This is a genomic window from Streptomyces sp. NPDC085460 (genome assembly GCF_044541975.1).
GTDB lineage: Bacteria > Actinomycetota > Actinomycetes > Streptomycetales > Streptomycetaceae > Streptomyces.
Window position 1 is genome coordinate 373,138 of sequence record NZ_JBITTO010000009.1, and the last position, 15,619, is coordinate 388,756.

Consider the following 15,619-nt stretch of genomic DNA (forward strand, 5'->3'; position numbering starts at 1 on the left):
CCCGTGGACGGCGGCGGTACGGCGGACGGCGGTGCGGCGATGGGCGATGGGGGGCGGCGATGGGGGGCGAGGAATCAATGAATCGACGCGAGCATACCGACCGGTAGGCATGTCGGGGAGGGGTGCGAGGGTGCCGCGTCCGGGCGGTCAGGGCGCGAGGGAGGGAGCGAGGTAGGCGTGGAGGAGCTGCCGGGTCTCGTCGATGAGGGCGGGGTCGCCGTCGGCGTGGGCGCGGAAGGCGAGGCGGACCAGGGTGTCGGCGGTCTCGACGCCGACCAGGACCTTGCGCCGCAGCGTCTCGTCGGAGACGCGGCCGAGGTGGGTGGCGAGCAGGCCGCAGATCCGCTCGGCGACCAAGCCGTTGGGGTCCTCGGCGGCCGCCCCTCCCGCCTCCTCGGCGGCGGGGACGCCGAAGTCGACGAGGGCGAAGCCCGGCACGCTCCGCTTCATCGCGATGAACTCGTCGAGGACGCCGTCGATCGCGGAGTGCGCGTCGAGGACGGGGGTCCGCTCGAAGCGGGCGGAGATCCGCTCGGCGTACCGGTCGAGGTTGCGGTGGGCGAGGGCGGCGACCATGGCCCGCTTGTTGCCGAAGAAGCGGTAGACCGAGCCGATCGGGACGCCGGCGCGGACGGCGACGGCCCGGGTGCTCAGCTGCTCGTAGCCGGTCTCGTCGAGGAGCCCGGCACAGGCGTCGAGGATGCGGGCGAGCCGCTCGGCGCTGCGCTGCTGGACGGGGGTGCGGCGGAGCGCGGGCGGCGGGCCGTGCGGGCGGGTCTGGGGCACGGGGTCCATGATGCCGTTCCGATCCCTTTCAGGCGATGAGCAGGCCGATGCCGCCGAGGGTGTACACGATCATCAGCGCGAAGAGCGGGAGTTGGCCGGCGACGGCTCGGGCGGGCGGGAAGAGGCGGACGGACCGGTCGTGGGCGGCGACGACGCCGAGGACGTGACCGGTGACGATCGCGGAGATCTGGAGGACGGCGAGGCCCCCGGGGCCCAGCGGTGGAGCGGGCGAGGGGGCGTTGTCAGTGCCCACTGCCATCATGACGGTACGTGGCCCTTCGACCGCGAGGAGTGAGAAGTAGTGGGCGGCGAGATAGCCGAGGGCGATGGGCAGCAGCGGGTGGGCGAAGGAGGTGAGGGGCGTGGTGAGGGCACGGTTCAGGAGGCGGAGAGCGCCGGCGCAGAGTCCGTAGCAGGCGGCGGCGAGGGCGACGGCGGCGAGGAGGCCGAGGGTGGCGGTGACGGTGGGGCCGAGGGAGGAGGTCTGGAGGGAGGTGATCCAGCGGGGGTTGTCGGAGAGGCCGTCGTAGGCGGTGGTGCCGAGGAGGACGCAGACGGTGGCGACGAGTCCGGGGGTCTCGGGGGTGGAGTCGAGGCCGTCGAAGGGGGAGCGGAGCACGAGCCGGCCGTCGGCGCGGCGGCCGAGCGGGGAGAGCCGGGCGAGGAGGGAGGAGTAGACCTCGAAGGGGTCGGCGTGGGCGAACCAGGCGGCGCCGTAGCGGGCGGCGCCGAGGAGCTGGACGGCGAGGTGGACGGCGAGGGCGGCCAGGAGGACGGGACGGGAGGTGTTGTCGGGGGCGACGAGTTCGAGCCAGGCGAAGAGGAGGAGGCCGGCGGCGGCGGGGCGGATGCCGACGGCGGCGGGTATCGGCAGGGGCGCGCGGGGCGGCCGGAGGGAGAGGAGGGCGCGGAGCGGATTGAGGAGGCGCCAGACGGGGCCGAGGAGGAGGGAGGCGGGGACGAGTCCGACCCAGAGGAGGACGTAGAGGGCGCCGGGTGCGGGGTTCCGGTCGGGGTCGTCGGGGCCGAGGAGGAGGTGGGCGAGGAAGAGCAGGGCGAGCGCGGCGCCGAGGAACCGGAGGGCGGTGCGGGTGGCGGGGGCGTCGGCGAGGCGCTGGAAGGAGGCGGGCAGGGGGCGGCCGGCGCGGTCGCCGCGGAAGCGGGAGGTGGACCAGAGCAGGGCGAGGCCGAGAAAGGAGACGAGGAGGGCCGTGAAGGCACCCGCGTAGGCGTAGAAGGGAGAGAGCGGCAGGTCGTGCTGGGCGCCGACGCCGTGGGCGAGCTGGAGGGGCGGGGCCGCCTGGACGGCGGTCACCGGACCACCAGTTGGGTGAGCACGAGTCCGGACTCGTGCGTCTCCACCTCGAAGAGCCCGGTGCGGTCCGCGGTCAGGGTGAGGGTGCCTGGGGTGCCGGGGGTGAGGGTCGCCTCGCGGTCGTAGCCGTGGACGTGGAGGGTGTCGGCACGGTCCGAGGTAACGCGGAGGGTGACCCGCTCCCCCTTCTTCACCTCGACGCGGGAGGGCGCCGGGGTGACGGTCGATCCGGAGACCCGGATGTCGAGGGTGCGGCCGGCGGGGGCGGGGTCCGGGGCGGGGTTCGAGGTGGAGGAGGGGGTTGCGGGAGGGGTGGAGGGAGCGGTGGAGGGAGGGGTGGGCGCGGCGGTGGGCGTGAGGGAGGCGGACGGGGAGGGGACGGGGGTGAGGGCGAGGGTGGTCTGGACGGGCTTGCCGGCGACCGCCCAGACGGTGTGGTCGTCGGCGTGGAGGCGGACCGTGAGGGTGCGGGCGCCGGACGGGAGGTGGAACCAGGGGCCGTAGGCGCGGGCGGTCTCCCGCCCGTCGACGAGCAGGCGGGCGTGGCCGCGGCCGGTGAGGGCGGCGCCGCCGGTGGACTCGGGGGTGAAGCGGAACCTCTCCACGGTGAGGTGGACGTTCCAGCCGCCCTCGCTGTCCGGGCGGGCCTCGGCGCGGACGGAGGGCGCGTCGGCGGCGGGGAGTTCGCGGAGGCGGTGGCCGGACGCGTCGCGGGCCGCGAGCACGGTGCCGTGGGACCCGGCGTCCTGCTCGTGGCTGGTGCCGGGCTTGTGGTGGGTGGTGGCCCGGCCGCCGCACCCGGCGGCCAGGAGCAGGACGGCGGCCACGGCGACCGCCGCGAGCGGGGCCGTACGACGGCGGGCGGAAGACACGGCGGCGGGAGTCGAGGGGGTCATGCGGGGAACTCCTCAGGGCGGTCGCCGGGGTGATCCCCGGGGCGGTCGTCGGAGCGACCCTCTGGGCGGCCCTCCGGGTGATCCTCGGCCGGGCGCTCAGGGTCGGGGGTGGGCGCGGGGACGGGCGCGGGGGCGGAGCCAGGCGCGGGCACGGAGGCGGAGCCAGGGGCGGGGGCGCCAGGGGCGGGGGCCGAGCCAGGCGCGGGCGCCGAGCCTGGAGCGGAGGCCGAGCCAGGGGTGGGGCGGGGGGTGGCGGCGGTGACGGCCCAGAGGACCCAGACGACGCCGAGGAGGAGGCGGAGCCAGGCCGGGCTGACGGGGATGCCGGGGATCATCAGGACGGCCTTGTCGAAGGCGTCGAGGAGGGTGAGGAGGCCGAGGGCGACCGTGGTCCAGGCGAAGACGGGGCGGGTGGGGCGCAGCAGGAGGCCGGTGACCGTCCACCAGGCGCCGGTGAGGAGGAGGGCGAGGGCGGGGACGTAGGTGGAGGAGAGGGTGAGGGTGGCGCCGGCGACGTCGAGGGCGAGTCCGGCCAGGCCGGTGGCGAGGGCGGCGGCGGCGAGGCGGCGGCCGCGCAGGCGGCGCCACCAGAGGGCGGTGCCGACCAGGGCCAGGAGGAGGGAGGCGGCGAGGGCGATCTGGGTCTCGACGCGCTGGAGGCCGCGGGCGCCGTACCAGTCGCAGCCGGCCGGGAGGCGGCGGGCCTGCACGTTGTAGTCGGCGCAGACGAGGAGCTGGGCGAGCTTCACGGGCTCGCCGACGAGCCGGGCGGTGGCGCCGGAGACCTCGCCGCGGGCCGCACCGCAGGCGGGCAGGGTGCGGGGGCTGGAGGCGCCGGTGTCGTCCTGCCAGCAGTTCGCGCGGCCCTGGCCGTCCCACCAGACGTCGGTGCGGTTGGGGCGGGAGTTGCCGGCCCTGTCGATGCCGAGGCGGTTGTTCGCGTAGCGGTTGTGATGGGAGGTGTCGGTCTGCTTGGACCAGGCGGACTCGCCGCGGATGAAGGCGGGGACGGCGTTGAGGTAGAAGCCGGTGCGGTCGTGGCCGTAGATCCAGTTGTCCTCGTAGAGGTTCCAGTTGCCGCCCGCGGTGATGATGCCGCTGCCGGGCGGCATCGAGATCTGGGGGCAGACGACGCCGTTCTCGTAGCCGCGCTCGGCGGGCGGCCGGGCGCAGGTGCCGTCGGCGACGTGGCGGTAGTAGTCCTGGTTGTTGTCGTGGATCAGGTTCCGCTCGAACTTCGCGTGGTTCTGCGGGAGTCCGGGGTGGCCGGGGAAGGCGGAGTCCATGGAGGCGCCGCCCATGTTGTGGTCGAACTCGTTGTCGTGGACCCAGACGGAGTCCCCCGCGGTGCCGGAGTAGCCGACCATGTTGTGGTGGCTGCGGCAGCCGGTGATCTCGATGGAGTAGCGGGGGACGTCGTAGCCGCGCCCGTCGTTGATGTTCGAGGCCGAGCCGGGGTAGATGCCGGAGTCGCCGTTGCCGTAGGACTCGCAGTTCTTGTAGAGGCCGTGGTCGGAGGCGAAGGTGAGGAAGCCGTACTCGTCGTTCCAGCGGGTGAGGACGTCGTCGATGACGAAGCCGTCGGCGGCGAGGACGTACAGCGAGTTGAAGGTGGTGCGCTGGGCGGTGAAGTTGCGGAAGTAGATCCCGTCGGACTTGTCGGCGCGGATGGCGTTCAGCTTGGTGTACTTCGCGTCGATGACGACGTCGAGGCGGGAGGCGCCGGTGCCCTCGATCTGGAGGTCCTTCTTGCCGAGGATGGCGACCAGGTTCTGGTTGTGCGGGCACTGGGCCTGCTGCTCGTACGACAGGATCTGGTAGCCGAAGGAGGACGTCGGGGCGTCCAGGGAGGCGCAGGCGCCGGCGGGGGCGGGCAGCGAGGGCTCCTCCTCGTACAGGCCGGGCAGGATCGCGATGGTGGTGCCGGGGCGGTCGACGGCGTCGACGGCCTGCTGGAGGTGGCGGAAGCCGGAGCGGCCGCAGCGGGCGAAGAGGTCGAGGTTGCGGGCCTTGAGGGCGGCGGGGAAGGCGGCGATCCGGCGTTCGAAGTCGGCCCGGTCCGTCTTGCAGACGAGGAGGTCGGGTTCGCCGGTGCGGAGCTTCGGCACGCTGCCGGAGCCGTCGGGGAAGGTGACGGGCCGCTCCTCGTGCGCCTGGGCGCCGGGGGCGGTGAGCAGGGCCGCGGCGAGCACCGCGAGCACGACCGAGAGCACGGAGACGAGCCTTCTGGTCCACGACATGGCCGCGAGAGTAGAGCATTGTTCATCTTTTTGACCCCGTCGTGCGCGAACCGGTCGCGAGCCCTTCGGCGTCGCCCCGTTGACGGGAGCGTCGCGGAATCCTACGGTCATCCATAGGATTCCTTTCGGGACAGGTTCAGGACAGGAGCGGGCGATGACGACCGAGCAGGCCAGGAAGACGGCCGAGGCCCTCACCTACAGCACCGGATTCGGCAACGAGCACGGCTCGGAGGCGCTCCCCGGCGCCCTGCCGGAGGGCCGCAACTCGCCGCAGCGCGCCCCGCTCGGGCTCTACGCCGAGCAGCTCAGCGGCAGCGCGTTCACCGAGCCGCGGGCGCACAACCGCCGCTCGTGGCTGTACCGGATCCACCCGTCGGCGGCCCACCCGCCGTTCGTCCGGGCCGACAACGGCGCCGTCCGCACCGCTCCCTTCACCGAGAGCGTCGCCGACCCCAACCGGCTGCGCTGGAACCCGCTGCCCGACCCCGCGCCCGGCACCGACTGGCTGGCCGGTCTGTGGACCCTCGGCGGCAACGGCGACGCGACCCAGCGCACCGGCATGGCCGTGCACCTCTACCACGCCGACACCTCCATGGAGCGGGTCTTCGGCGACTCCGACGGCGAGCTGCTGATCGTCCCCGAGCGCGGCGGCCTCCTCCTCCGTACCGAGCTGGGCCTGCTCGCCGCCCACCCGGGCGAGGTGGCGCTGATCCCGCGCGGGGTCCGCTTCCGCGTGGAGCTCCTGGACGAGACCGCGCGCGGCTACGTCTGCGAGAACTACGGCGCCCCGTTCCAGCTCCCCGACCTCGGCCCGATCGGCGCCAACGGCCTGGCGAACGCCCGGGACTTCCGCGCCCCCGTCGCCGCCTACGAGGACGTCGAGGGCCCCGTCGAGGTGGTCAACAAGTTCTGCGGCAACCTCTGGACGGCGACGTACGCCCACTCGCCGCTCGACGTCGTCGCCTGGCACGGCAACCACACCCCGTACGTCTACGACCTGCGCCGCTTCAACGTCATCGGGACGATCTCCTACGACCACCCCGACCCGTCCATCTTCACCGTCCTCACCTCGCCCTCCGACACCCCCGGCCTGGCCGGCGTCGACTTCGTGGTCTTCGCCCCGCGCTGGCTGGTCGGCGAGGACACCTTCCGGCCGCCGTACTTCCACCGGAACGTGATGAGCGAGTACATGGGCCTGATCGAGGGCGCGTACGACGCCAAGGCCGAGGGCTTCGTACCGGGCGGCGGCTCGCTGCACAACATGATGTCCGCGCACGGCCCCGACCGGGAGACCTTCGACCGGGCGAGCGCCGCCGAGCTGAAGCCGCAGAAGATCGACGACGGCCTGGCCTTCATGTTCGAGACCCGCTGGCCGGTGACGGCGACCGCGCAGGCGGCCAGGGCCGACCACCTCCAGCGCGGTTACGACGACGTATGGCAGGGTCTGGAGCGTCATTTCCGGCCGTAGAGTCCTGCCTCAGCCGCCCCACCCCGTCGTCGTACGGAGAACGCCGTGACCGCCTTCGCTCCCGACTCGCTGGTCCTGAACCGCAAGCTCCCGCTGTGGTACCAGGTCTCGCAGTCCCTGCGCGCCTCCATACTGGGCCGCACGCCCGACGCCTCGCTGCGGCTGCCCACCGAGGAGCAGCTCGCCGCGCACTACGGCGTCAGCGTGCTGACCATGCGGCAGGCGCTGAAGGAGCTGGAGGAGGAGGGGCTGATCAGCCGGCACCGGCGGCGCGGCACCTTCATCGAGCCGGGCGCCCGGCGCTCCACCCCGCGCCGGCTGCTCGGCTCGATCGACGCGATCGTGGCCCAGCAGTCCGGCGAGCGGACCACCGTCCTCGGCCACGGCCCGGAGCCGGTGCCCGGCGAACTCGCCGAGTACTTCCCGGACGTGGCCGAGGTCACCACGTACCGCCGGCTGCGCTCCGACGGCGAGAGCGACGAGCCGACGAACTGGGCGGAGAACGCGGTGCGGCCGGAGTTCGCCGCCGCGATCGACCCGGCGGACCTGGAGCGCTGGCCGATGACGAAGGTCCTCCGGGACGTCGTCGGGGTGCGGATCAGCCGGATCACCGACACCGTCGAGGCCCGGCTCGCCGACCCGGAGACCGCCGAACTCCTCAAGGTCCCGCTGCTGTCGCCGATCCTCCACTACACCGGCGTCACCTACGCCGAGGACGGCCGGGTTGTCGACGTCGCCCGCATCCGCTACCGCGGCGACCGCTTCTCCTTCACGGTGACGGTCGAGGCGCACTGACCCCGGGGCGGGGGCCCGCGTCCGCCGGGCTGAGGCCGCCGGGCCCGCGCCTGCCGGCCCGTGTCTGCCGGAACACGTCCACCAGGCCGCGTCTGCCGGGCTCCGGCAGACGACGCGCCCGCGCGCTGCCCGGCTCCCCCCTTCCCCCGCGCACCCGTGCCGGAGAGACTGGCCCCGGGGGGATCACATGAGACACAAGCCTTTCTTCCGGTGGGTGCTGACGCTCGGTTTCGTGCTGTCCGCGTGCGGGGTGGGCATCTCCACCGTCCAGCCGGAACCGAAGCCCGTCGCGACGCGCCAGATCGACCTCGCGGTGGTCGAGGAGAAGCCCGACGGCGCCTGCCGGGTCCGGTGGAGCGACCCGTACGCGCAGAGGGTCCGGGAGGAGCCGTACCGCTGCGACCCCACCCGGAGCAGCCTCCTCAAGGCCCCGAACTGGGGCGACAGCCGCGGCTACGGGTGGCAGTCCGCGTTCATGTACACGGAGGGTCCTGACCAGGGGGACCTGGAGGATCCCGACGCGGGGGTGGCGTTCGAGAACGACGGCGACCCCGGCGGGATCGTCCTGGCGTGGGGGATCCTCGCCATCGCGGTGGGGCTGGTGGGCGGGAACCTCCGGGCCCTCCCCCGCACCCTCGGCGTGGAGGCACGGCTCGTGCGCCGCGCCACCGCACTGGCCGAGGCGGCGGGGTGGACCGCCCGGGACCACGAGCGGGCGATGGAGGCGGCGCGGGGCGCCGGACGGCAGGGGGAGTTCGGCGCGGCGCCCGACCCCGAACTGGTCCGCGCCCTGTGGGTGCTGCGGGAGGCCGGGCCGGAGAGCCGGCGCACGGCACAGGCGGCGCGGGAGCTCTCGGACCGGCTGGCGGTGCTGCTGGAGGAGGCCGCCCCCGCGGCCGGACTGGGGAACAGGCTCCGGTCCGGGCCCGCCGCCCGCGCCGCGGCCGAGACCGCCGTCGCCGAACTGCGCCGGCTGCTCGCCGAAGCCGAACGGGACGGCCTCCAGGAGCGGTTCGCGCAGACCTCCGTCGACCTGCTCCGGGGCCAGGACTCCGAACGGGCCGCCCTCGCTTCCGGGGCGGACTTCGAGCGGGACCCCGAGGCGTACCGCCGCCTGTTCGAGGAGCTGGCACCGCGCGAACCGGCGGCCCTCCCCGAGCCCCGCCGCTGAACGGTGCCCGCCTGTGCGCTGGCCCCGCGCGGAGGGTGCTCGTTAGCATGCGGGGCGTGACGGACGCGGACGACACCCCTCTTCTGGACGAGTTGATGCCGTGGTCGGTGGCGCCGCTGCGGTTCGGGCGGGCGTGGGTGGTGGCGCCCGACGCGCGGACGCTGCGCGGGCGGTGGGACCGGCTGGTCGCGGCCGAGGGCGGCGAGCGCGAGGCGCTGTTCCGGCCGAGCCGGGCGCGTACCACGGCCACGGCGGTGGCGGCGCTGCCGGGGCAGCGGACCGGGACCGGCCGGTTCGCCCGCGAGAGCGGGCCGTGCCCCGCGCCGGTGCGGGTGCTGGCCGGGCCCTTCGACGAGCAGTGGCTCCTGCCCGACCACCGGCTGATCGACACCGCCCGCCCCGAGCTGTGGCGCGTGGCGGACGATCCGCAGCTCTTCGCGGTGGAGCAGGGGCAGGTGCCGGGGGCGGCAGGGCCGGCGCTGCTCGTGAGCGGGGCGCTGCCGGAGGGGCGGTCCCCGGCGGGCCGTCCGGGCCGGATCCGGCCGCTGTTCCGGCGCCCGGGCGGCGCGGAGCCGAACCTGGCTCCGGGGCTGACCGGCTTCCTGCGCGAGCGGTACGGGGATGCCGACCCGGTGCGGTGGCTCGCCTGGACCGTCGCGGCGGCGGTCCCCTCCCCCGCCGGGTGCCGGGTGCCGCTGCCCGCCGACCCGGCCGTGTGGGTGGCGGGCGTGGCGCTGGGGCGGGAGCTGTTGGACATCCAGCTGCGGGGCGCGCTGACGGGGACGCGGCCGCGGTTGCCGGGCGGGCGCCGTCCCTATGTGCGGGCGGCGCTCCCGCCGCGCCCGGAGTCGCTCGCGTACGACCCCGAGGGCGAGGTCCTGAGCGTCGGCGAGGGCCGCGTCTCGCCGGTTCCCGAGGCGGCCTGGGAGTACCGGGTGGGCGGGGTGCGGGTCCTGGAGCAGTGGTTCGCCCGCCGTACCGCGCCGGCGGAGCCGGGCACCCTGGAGGCGATCGGACCCGCCGCCTGGCCGCAGGAGTGGACCTCCGAACTCCTCGACCTGGTCACGGTCCTCGCGCTCCTCGGCGCGCGCGAGGCGGAGCGCGCGCCGTTCACGGCGGGCGGCGGGCCCGGCAGGGCGGCGCTGCGCGCGGCCGGAGTGCTGCCGGTGCCGGACCCGGCCCGGCGGCCGGCGTCGGTCCTCGACCATCGGGAGGAGGGCCCGGAGGGCCAGTTCACGCTGGTGTGACGGACCCCCCGGCCGGACCCCCAGCCGGTCCCCCGGCCTGATCCCCCGCCGGTCCCCCTGCCGGATCCCCCGCCGGTCCCCCCGCCGCGAAGGAGTCCAGCAGCCGCGCGATGGTCATCGCGAAGATCTCGTCCGCGTCGACGGGGGCGGCGGACTCGGCGAGCAGCGCGGCGAGGTGCGGGTAGCGGCCGGTGGCCACCTGACCCGTCAGGTAGGCGCCGCGCACGGCCTGTTCCTCCTCCTCGGACCAGGGCAGGCCGCGGGCGCGTTCGGCGATGGCCTGTTCGTTGCGGACGGTGGCCATCACGGTGCCGTTGACCATCGCGATGAGCTGCATCTTGAGCCCGCCGGGCACGTCGAGGGGTTCCAGGCAGCCGAGGCACCACTCCAGGTAGCGCAGGGCGTGGGGGCTGAAGCCGTAGGCGGTGGTCATCACGCGGGAGAGCCACAGGTGCCGGTGCATGATCGCCCGGGTCTGGTGGGCCAGGTCGGTCATGTCGGCCCGCCAGTCGCCGCTGGGGCGCTCCGGGAGGACGTACTCGGCGCTGACCGCGTCGACCATCAGCTCGTACAGGTCCTCCTTGCGGGGGACGTAGTTGTACAGCGACATGGTGCCGCAGCCGAGGTCGGCGGCGACGCGGCGCATGGAGAGCGCGTCGATGCCGTCGGCGTCGGCGATGCGGACGGCGGCGGCGACCACGTCCTGCCTGCTGAACGCGGGTCTGGGGCCGCGGCCCGCGCGCTCGGGGCGCGTCCAGATCACTTCGGGTTCGGCCGCTCGGCCCGCCATCTCATCACCTCGCCCCCCATCCTAGTTACGTACACCGTACGTAGTGCGGTACGGTGCCGCCATGACTACTACGTACGCTGTACTTAGTGAGGGTCTGGAGAAGCGGTACGGCGAGGTCCACGCGCTGCGCGGGCTCGACCTCGCGGTCCCCGAGGGCACCGTCTGCGCCGTCCTCGGCCCCAACGGCGCCGGCAAGACCACCGCCGTCCGGATCCTGACCACGCTCCTCGCGCCCGACGCCGGCAGCGCCCGGATCGCCGGGCACGACCTGGTCCGCGACCCCGCAGGGGTGCGCCGGCGGATCGCCGTCACCGGCCAGTACGCCTCCGTCGACGGGGACCTCACCGGCGCCGAGAACCTGCGCCTCTTCGCCCGGCTGCTCCGCCTGCCGCGCTCCCGCGCCGACGAACTCCTGGAGGAGTACGGCCTGGCCGAGGCCGGCGACCGGCTCGTCCGCACCTACTCCGGCGGCATGCGGCGCCGCCTCGACCTCGCGGCCGGCCTGCTGGCCCGCCCCTCGGTCCTCTTCCTCGACGAGCCGACCACCGGCCTGGACCCGCGCAGTCGCGGCGCTGTCTGGGACGCCGTCCGCGGGCTCACCGGACAGGGCACCACCGTGGTGCTCACCACCCAGTACCTGGAGGAGGCCGACCGGCTCGCCGACGACATCGTCCTCATCGAGGACGGCCGGGCCGCCCACCGCGGCACCCCCGCCGAGCTGAAGGCGCTGGTGGGCAGCCGCGCCGAGGTCGTCGTCGCCGGCCCGGGTCCGCTGGAGCCCGCCGCGGCGGTGCTCGACCGGCTGACCGGCTCGACGCCGGTCCTGGACACCGAGCGCCGCACCGTCGGCGCGGTCACCACCGACCCCACCCTCACCCTGCCCCGGCTCGTCCGCGAGATCGACGCCGCCGGGATCCACATCGTCGACGCCGCGCTGCGTCCGCCCACCCTCGACGAGGTGTTCCTGCGCCTCACCGGACGGAAGGAGACCGTCGCGTGAACGCCCTCGCCCTCGAAGGCTCCGCCCTGGTCGGCCGGCACCTCCGGCGGATCCGGCACGCCCCCGCCATCGCCGTGATGACCCAGACGATGCCGATCGTCTTCCTGCTCTTCTTCGGGTACGTCCTCGGCGGCGCCCTCGCCATGCCCGGCGCCGAGTACCGCTCCTTCCTCGTGCCGGGCCTGCTGGTCGCGACCGCCGCCGGCGGGCTGATGACCGGCATGTTCCAGGCGGCCCAGGACACCCACCGGGGCGTCACCGACCGCTTCCTGACCCTCCCCGTGGGCCGCGCCGCCGTCCCGGTCGCGCAGGCCGTCGCCGACCTCGTCGTCTGCGCCGTCGGCACGGTCCCGCTGGTCCTGGTCGGGTTCGCCATGGGGTGGCGGATCGAGGGGACCGCCCTCGAAGCCCTCGGCGCGTTCGGGCTGCTGCTGCTCTTCCGGTTCGCCGCGACCTGGGTGGGCATCCTGCTCGGCCTCGCCTCCGAGAGCGAGGAGGCGGCCGGACAGCTCGGCAGCGCCACCTTCATGCTGCCGCTGCTCTCCAACGCGTACATCCCGACCGACGGGATGCCGGGCTGGCTGCGCACGACCGCCGAGTGGAACCCGATCTCCGCCGTCACCACCGCCGTGCGGGAGCTCTTCGGCAACGCCCCCGTGCCCGCGGACGCCGCCTGGCCGGTCGCCCACCCGGTCGCCGGCTCGCTGCTCTGGTCCCTCGCCCTGATCGCGGTGTTCGCCCCGCTCGCCGTCCGTCGGTACGCGCGCCGCTGAACCGGCGGTGCGGGCGCCGCCGAGCCGGCCGTGCGGGCCTGCCGTGTGGACCGGCCGTGTGGACCGGCCGTGCGGGCCTGCCGTGTGAACCGGCCGTGCGGGCCTGCCGTGTGGAGCGGCCGTGCGGGCCTGCCGTGTGGAGCGGCGGTGCGGAGCCGCCGGTGTGAGCCGGCTCCTGATGACAGGGCCCCGCCGGGCGCGGTAGGCAGGCGGACATGAGCACTCAGCCACTCCCCCTGGACGGGATCACCGTCGTCTCCGTCGAGCAGGCCGTCGCCGCCCCCTTCGCCACCCGGCAGCTCGCCGACCTCGGCGCGCGGGTCGTCAAGGTCGAGCGCCCCGACGGCGGCGACTTCGCCCGCGGCTACGACACCGCGGCCCGGGGCCTGGCCTCGCACTTCGTCTGGTGCAACCGCGGCAAGGAGTCGGTCGCCGTCGACCTGAAGGAGCCGCGCGGGCGGGAGCTGGTGGGGCGGCTCGTCGCGGACGCCGACGTCTTCGTGCAGAACCTCGCGCACGGGGCGGCGGCCCGGCTCGGCCTCGACGCGGCCACGCTCTGCGCCGCGCACCCGAGGCTGATCGCCGTGGACGTCTCCGGGTACGGGCCGGACGGCCCCTACGCCCACCGGAGGGCGTACGACATGCTCGTGCAGTGCGAGACCGGGCTCGTCTCGGTCACCGGCACCCCCGGACAGCCCGTCAAGTCCGGCATCCCGGCCGCCGACATCGCGGCCGGGATGTACGCGTACGCGGGCGTCCTCGCCGCCCTCGTCCGGCGCGGCACGACGGGGCGGGGCGGGCCGGTGGAGGTGTCGCTGTTCGACGCGCTCGCGGAGTGGATGGGGCACCCGCTGCACCACGGGGCGCACGGAGGGACGGCCCCGGCGCGCACGGGGCTCGCGCACGCGGTAATCGCGCCCTACGACGCCTATCCGACGGCGGACGGGGGCCTGGTGCTGCTCTCCGTGCAGAACGACCGGGAGTGGCGGCGGCTCGCCGAGCGGGTCCTGGAGCGGCCGGAACTCGCCGGTGACCCGTCCTTCGCGACCAACGCGGCCCGGGTCGCGGGCCGGACGGCGACGGACGCGGCCGTGGGGGCGGCGCTCGCCGCGCTGCCGGCGGACGAGGCGGTACGGCGCCTGGACGCGGCCGGCATCGCCTGCGCGCGGCTCAACTCGGTGGCGGAGCTGGTGGACCACCCGCAGCTGGCGGCCCGGGACCGCTGGCGCCCGGTGGACTCCCCCGTCGGACCGCTGCCGTCACTGCTGCCGCCGGTCGGCTTCCCCGGCTCCCCGGAGGCGCCGATGGGCCGGATCCCGGCCCTCGGCGAGCACACCGACTCGGTCCTCGCGGAGCTGGGCGTCCCGGCGGCGGAGGTGGGGAACCTGCGGGCCGCGGGCGTGATCGCCTGACCTGGGCCCGGGTGCGGGTACGACGGAGCGCCGGACGGGCGGGGACGCGTCCGGCGCTCTCGATGTGCGGGTGGTCACGGGCGGCGGGTCCGGGCGGCGGGCCACGTCGGGGACGCGGCGCCCGGAGCGCGCGGAACGGTCAGTGGCGGGCGCCGAACAGGGTCCGGCGCAGACGGCGGAGCGGGGCGAAGAGCGAGACCCGCGCACGGTCGCCGTGCCGGCTCGGGACCGGCGTCTCGTGGCGACGCGTCGTCAGTTCCCGCATGAGCAGGGTCGCCTCGGCCACCTCGCGCTGGGGCACGGCGGGACCGCCGAGCACCGCGAGATGGCGGTCGAGGCGCGAACTGGTCGCGCTGCTCCCGCAGGTGATGGCAGGCACACGCGGCCTGCTCCGCATCGTTATCTGTTCCATGTCACTCCCCACCCGTACGAGGGCACCCGGCCCGGGCAGGTTAACCCTATCGCCCCACAGTGACACGCGTGTATCCCACCGCCCGGATCGACTGCACTCGTACGGGGGTTGACGGTCACGCTACGAATCCATCTGATTCCAGGGCGAGTTGGACAGGGTTCGAACACCTGCCGAACCGTCACGAACCATCCTGCACCCCGGCCGTCCACCTGCGGCTCCGGAGGCCGGTGTGATCTACGACACCGAGGTCCGTTCGAGTGGCTCGCCACCCGGCGGGGGCGCGGCTACCGTGGGTCCATGACGCTGATCGCGGGCCGTTACCGGCTGCTGGACGCCCTCGCGGAGGGCGCGGCGGGGATCGTCTGGCGCGCCAGGGACGAGACGCTCGGCCGCGAGGTGGCCGTCAAGGAGGTGCACGCCCCGCCGGGAACGCCCGAGGCGGAGGAGCGGCTGCTGTACGCGCGGGTCGAGCGCGAGGCGCGGGCCGCGGAGGCGATCCGGGGTCCCGGTGTGGCCGAGGTGTACGACGTGGTCGTGGAGCGCGGCCGGCCGTGGATCGTGATGGAGCTGGTCCGCGGGCTGACGCTGGCGGAGACCCTGGAGGCGGACGGGCCGCTGCCCGACCGGGAGGCGGCGCGGGTGGCGCTCGGGGTGCTGGCGGCGCTGCGGGCGGCCCGGGAGGCGGGCGTCCCCTACCGCGGGCTCGCCCCCGACCGGGTGCTGCTCGCGAACGACGGGCGGGTGGTCGTGACCGGCGTGGCCACCGGGACCTCGGTGCCGGACGCCCCGCCGCCGGGGGCGGAGGAGGACCTGCGGTCGCTGGGCGCGCTGCTCGGCGCGATGGTCGCCGATACGCGGTCGGGACCGCTGGCAGCGGTGGCCGCGGGGCTGGCCGACCGGGACGCGGGGGTGCGGGCCTGGGCCGTACGGGAGCTGGAGCGGACGGCCGGCGCCGGGGAGCGGCCTCGTGGGAGCACGCCGGCGGACGGGGCGCCGGAGCGCGGGCCGGTGAGCGGGCCGGAGCGCCGGGAGCACTCGGAGCATCGGGAGCACGACGGCGCGGCGGGGTTGCGCGGGGGGCGTGCGGAGGAGCCCGCGCGCACCGGTGCGCGGCGGCGGGGCCCGGGCAGAGGCGTGGTCCTCGTGGCCGGGATCGCGGGGGCGCTGGTAATCGTGGCGGCGCTGGTCTGGCAGGCCGTCAGGGGGTAGGGCGTGTCTGACGACACGCCCTCGCGCGCCTTCGAGGGTGCGGGCGCCGGTGCGGGCGGGGGCGGGGCGTCGAGCACCGCTCCTGCCGTTCCCGGCGCCGCGGGT

The 15,619-nt window shown here is 75.3% G+C and carries 14 protein-coding genes; 8 read left to right on the forward strand and 6 right to left on the reverse strand.

What is annotated here, in order from left to right; all coding sequences use genetic code 11:
- Positions 1-147: 147 nt before the first annotated feature.
- From ACIGHB_RS25150 to ACIGHB_RS25165, 4 genes are read right to left on the reverse strand one after another with little or no spacing between them, the layout of a single operon-like run.
- The gene (locus tag ACIGHB_RS25150; protein WP_360315661.1) at positions 148-795 is read right to left on the reverse strand and encodes a TetR/AcrR family transcriptional regulator; all 648 of its coding nucleotides are present in this window, start codon (positions 793-795) and stop codon (positions 148-150) included.
- A gap of 19 nt (positions 796-814) precedes the next feature.
- Complete coding sequence (locus tag ACIGHB_RS25155; protein WP_399916016.1) at positions 815-2,101, reverse strand: hypothetical protein; 1,287 nt, start codon at positions 2,099-2,101, stop codon at positions 815-817.
- Positions 2,098-2,997, reverse strand: a complete 900-nt coding sequence (locus ACIGHB_RS25160) for a hypothetical protein (RefSeq protein WP_399916018.1) — start codon at positions 2,995-2,997, stop codon at positions 2,098-2,100. Before ACIGHB_RS25160 ends, ACIGHB_RS25155 begins: the two co-directional genes overlap by 4 nt.
- Positions 2,994-5,237 (reverse strand): right-handed parallel beta-helix repeat-containing protein, encoded by a 2,244-nt coding sequence (locus tag ACIGHB_RS25165; protein ID WP_399916020.1) that lies wholly within the window; start codon positions 5,235-5,237, stop codon positions 2,994-2,996. The genes ACIGHB_RS25160 and ACIGHB_RS25165 overlap by 4 nt, the downstream gene beginning before the upstream one ends.
- A gap of 154 nt (positions 5,238-5,391) precedes the next feature.
- On the opposite strand from ACIGHB_RS25165, the gene hmgA reads away from it, so the two are divergent.
- The 4 genes from hmgA (at position 5,392) to ACIGHB_RS25185 (ending at position 9,918) form a co-directional block, all read left to right on the forward strand.
- Positions 5,392-6,705 carry a homogentisate 1,2-dioxygenase gene (gene hmgA / locus ACIGHB_RS25170; protein ID WP_399916022.1) on the forward strand — a complete coding sequence of 438 codons (1,314 nt, stop codon included), beginning with the start codon at positions 5,392-5,394 and terminating at the stop codon, positions 6,703-6,705.
- Positions 6,706-6,750: 45 nt separating this feature from the next.
- On the forward strand, positions 6,751-7,500 hold the full coding sequence (locus tag ACIGHB_RS25175; protein ID WP_360315669.1) for a GntR family transcriptional regulator: 750 nt from the start codon (positions 6,751-6,753) through the stop codon (positions 7,498-7,500).
- A gap of 187 nt (positions 7,501-7,687) precedes the next feature.
- On the forward strand, positions 7,688-8,671 hold the full coding sequence (locus ACIGHB_RS25180) for a hypothetical protein (RefSeq protein ID WP_399916025.1): 984 nt from the start codon (positions 7,688-7,690) through the stop codon (positions 8,669-8,671).
- Between the two features lie 47 nt (positions 8,672-8,718).
- A complete protein-coding gene (locus ACIGHB_RS25185; protein ID WP_399916026.1) occupies positions 8,719-9,918 on the forward strand; it encodes a type ISP restriction/modification enzyme in 1,200 nt (399 codons plus the stop codon).
- Here the strand turns inward: ACIGHB_RS25185 and ACIGHB_RS25190 are convergent.
- Positions 9,905-10,708 carry a TetR/AcrR family transcriptional regulator gene (locus tag ACIGHB_RS25190; protein WP_399916029.1) on the reverse strand — a complete coding sequence of 268 codons (804 nt, stop codon included), beginning with the start codon at positions 10,706-10,708 and terminating at the stop codon, positions 9,905-9,907. The two genes, ACIGHB_RS25185 and ACIGHB_RS25190, sit on opposite strands and share 14 nt — an antisense overlap.
- 61 nt (positions 10,709-10,769) lie before the next feature.
- Here ACIGHB_RS25190 and ACIGHB_RS25195 point away from each other — a divergent pair, with 61 nt between their 5' ends.
- From ACIGHB_RS25195 to ACIGHB_RS25205, 3 genes are all read left to right on the forward strand, one after another.
- Positions 10,770-11,708, forward strand: a complete 939-nt coding sequence (locus ACIGHB_RS25195) for an ATP-binding cassette domain-containing protein (RefSeq protein WP_360315675.1) — start codon at positions 10,770-10,772, stop codon at positions 11,706-11,708.
- Complete coding sequence (locus tag ACIGHB_RS25200) at positions 11,705-12,481, forward strand: ABC transporter permease (protein WP_360315677.1); 777 nt, start codon at positions 11,705-11,707, stop codon at positions 12,479-12,481. The genes ACIGHB_RS25195 and ACIGHB_RS25200 overlap by 4 nt, the downstream gene beginning before the upstream one ends.
- Positions 12,482-12,696: 215 nt before the next feature.
- Positions 12,697-13,893: a CaiB/BaiF CoA-transferase family protein gene (locus ACIGHB_RS25205; protein WP_360315679.1), complete on the forward strand. Its 1,197-nt coding sequence runs from the start codon at positions 12,697-12,699 to the stop codon at positions 13,891-13,893.
- Between the two features lie 139 nt (positions 13,894-14,032).
- Here ACIGHB_RS25205 and ACIGHB_RS25210 read toward each other — a convergent pair whose 3' ends face one another.
- Positions 14,033-14,305 (reverse strand): hypothetical protein, encoded by a 273-nt coding sequence (locus ACIGHB_RS25210; protein WP_360315681.1) that lies wholly within the window; start codon positions 14,303-14,305, stop codon positions 14,033-14,035.
- Positions 14,306-14,602: 297 nt separating this feature from the next.
- Between ACIGHB_RS25210 and ACIGHB_RS25215 the strand changes: the two genes are divergently transcribed.
- Positions 14,603-15,514 (forward strand): protein kinase, encoded by a 912-nt coding sequence (locus ACIGHB_RS25215; RefSeq protein WP_399916032.1) that lies wholly within the window; start codon positions 14,603-14,605, stop codon positions 15,512-15,514.
- The last annotated feature ends 105 nt before the right edge of the window (positions 15,515-15,619 follow it).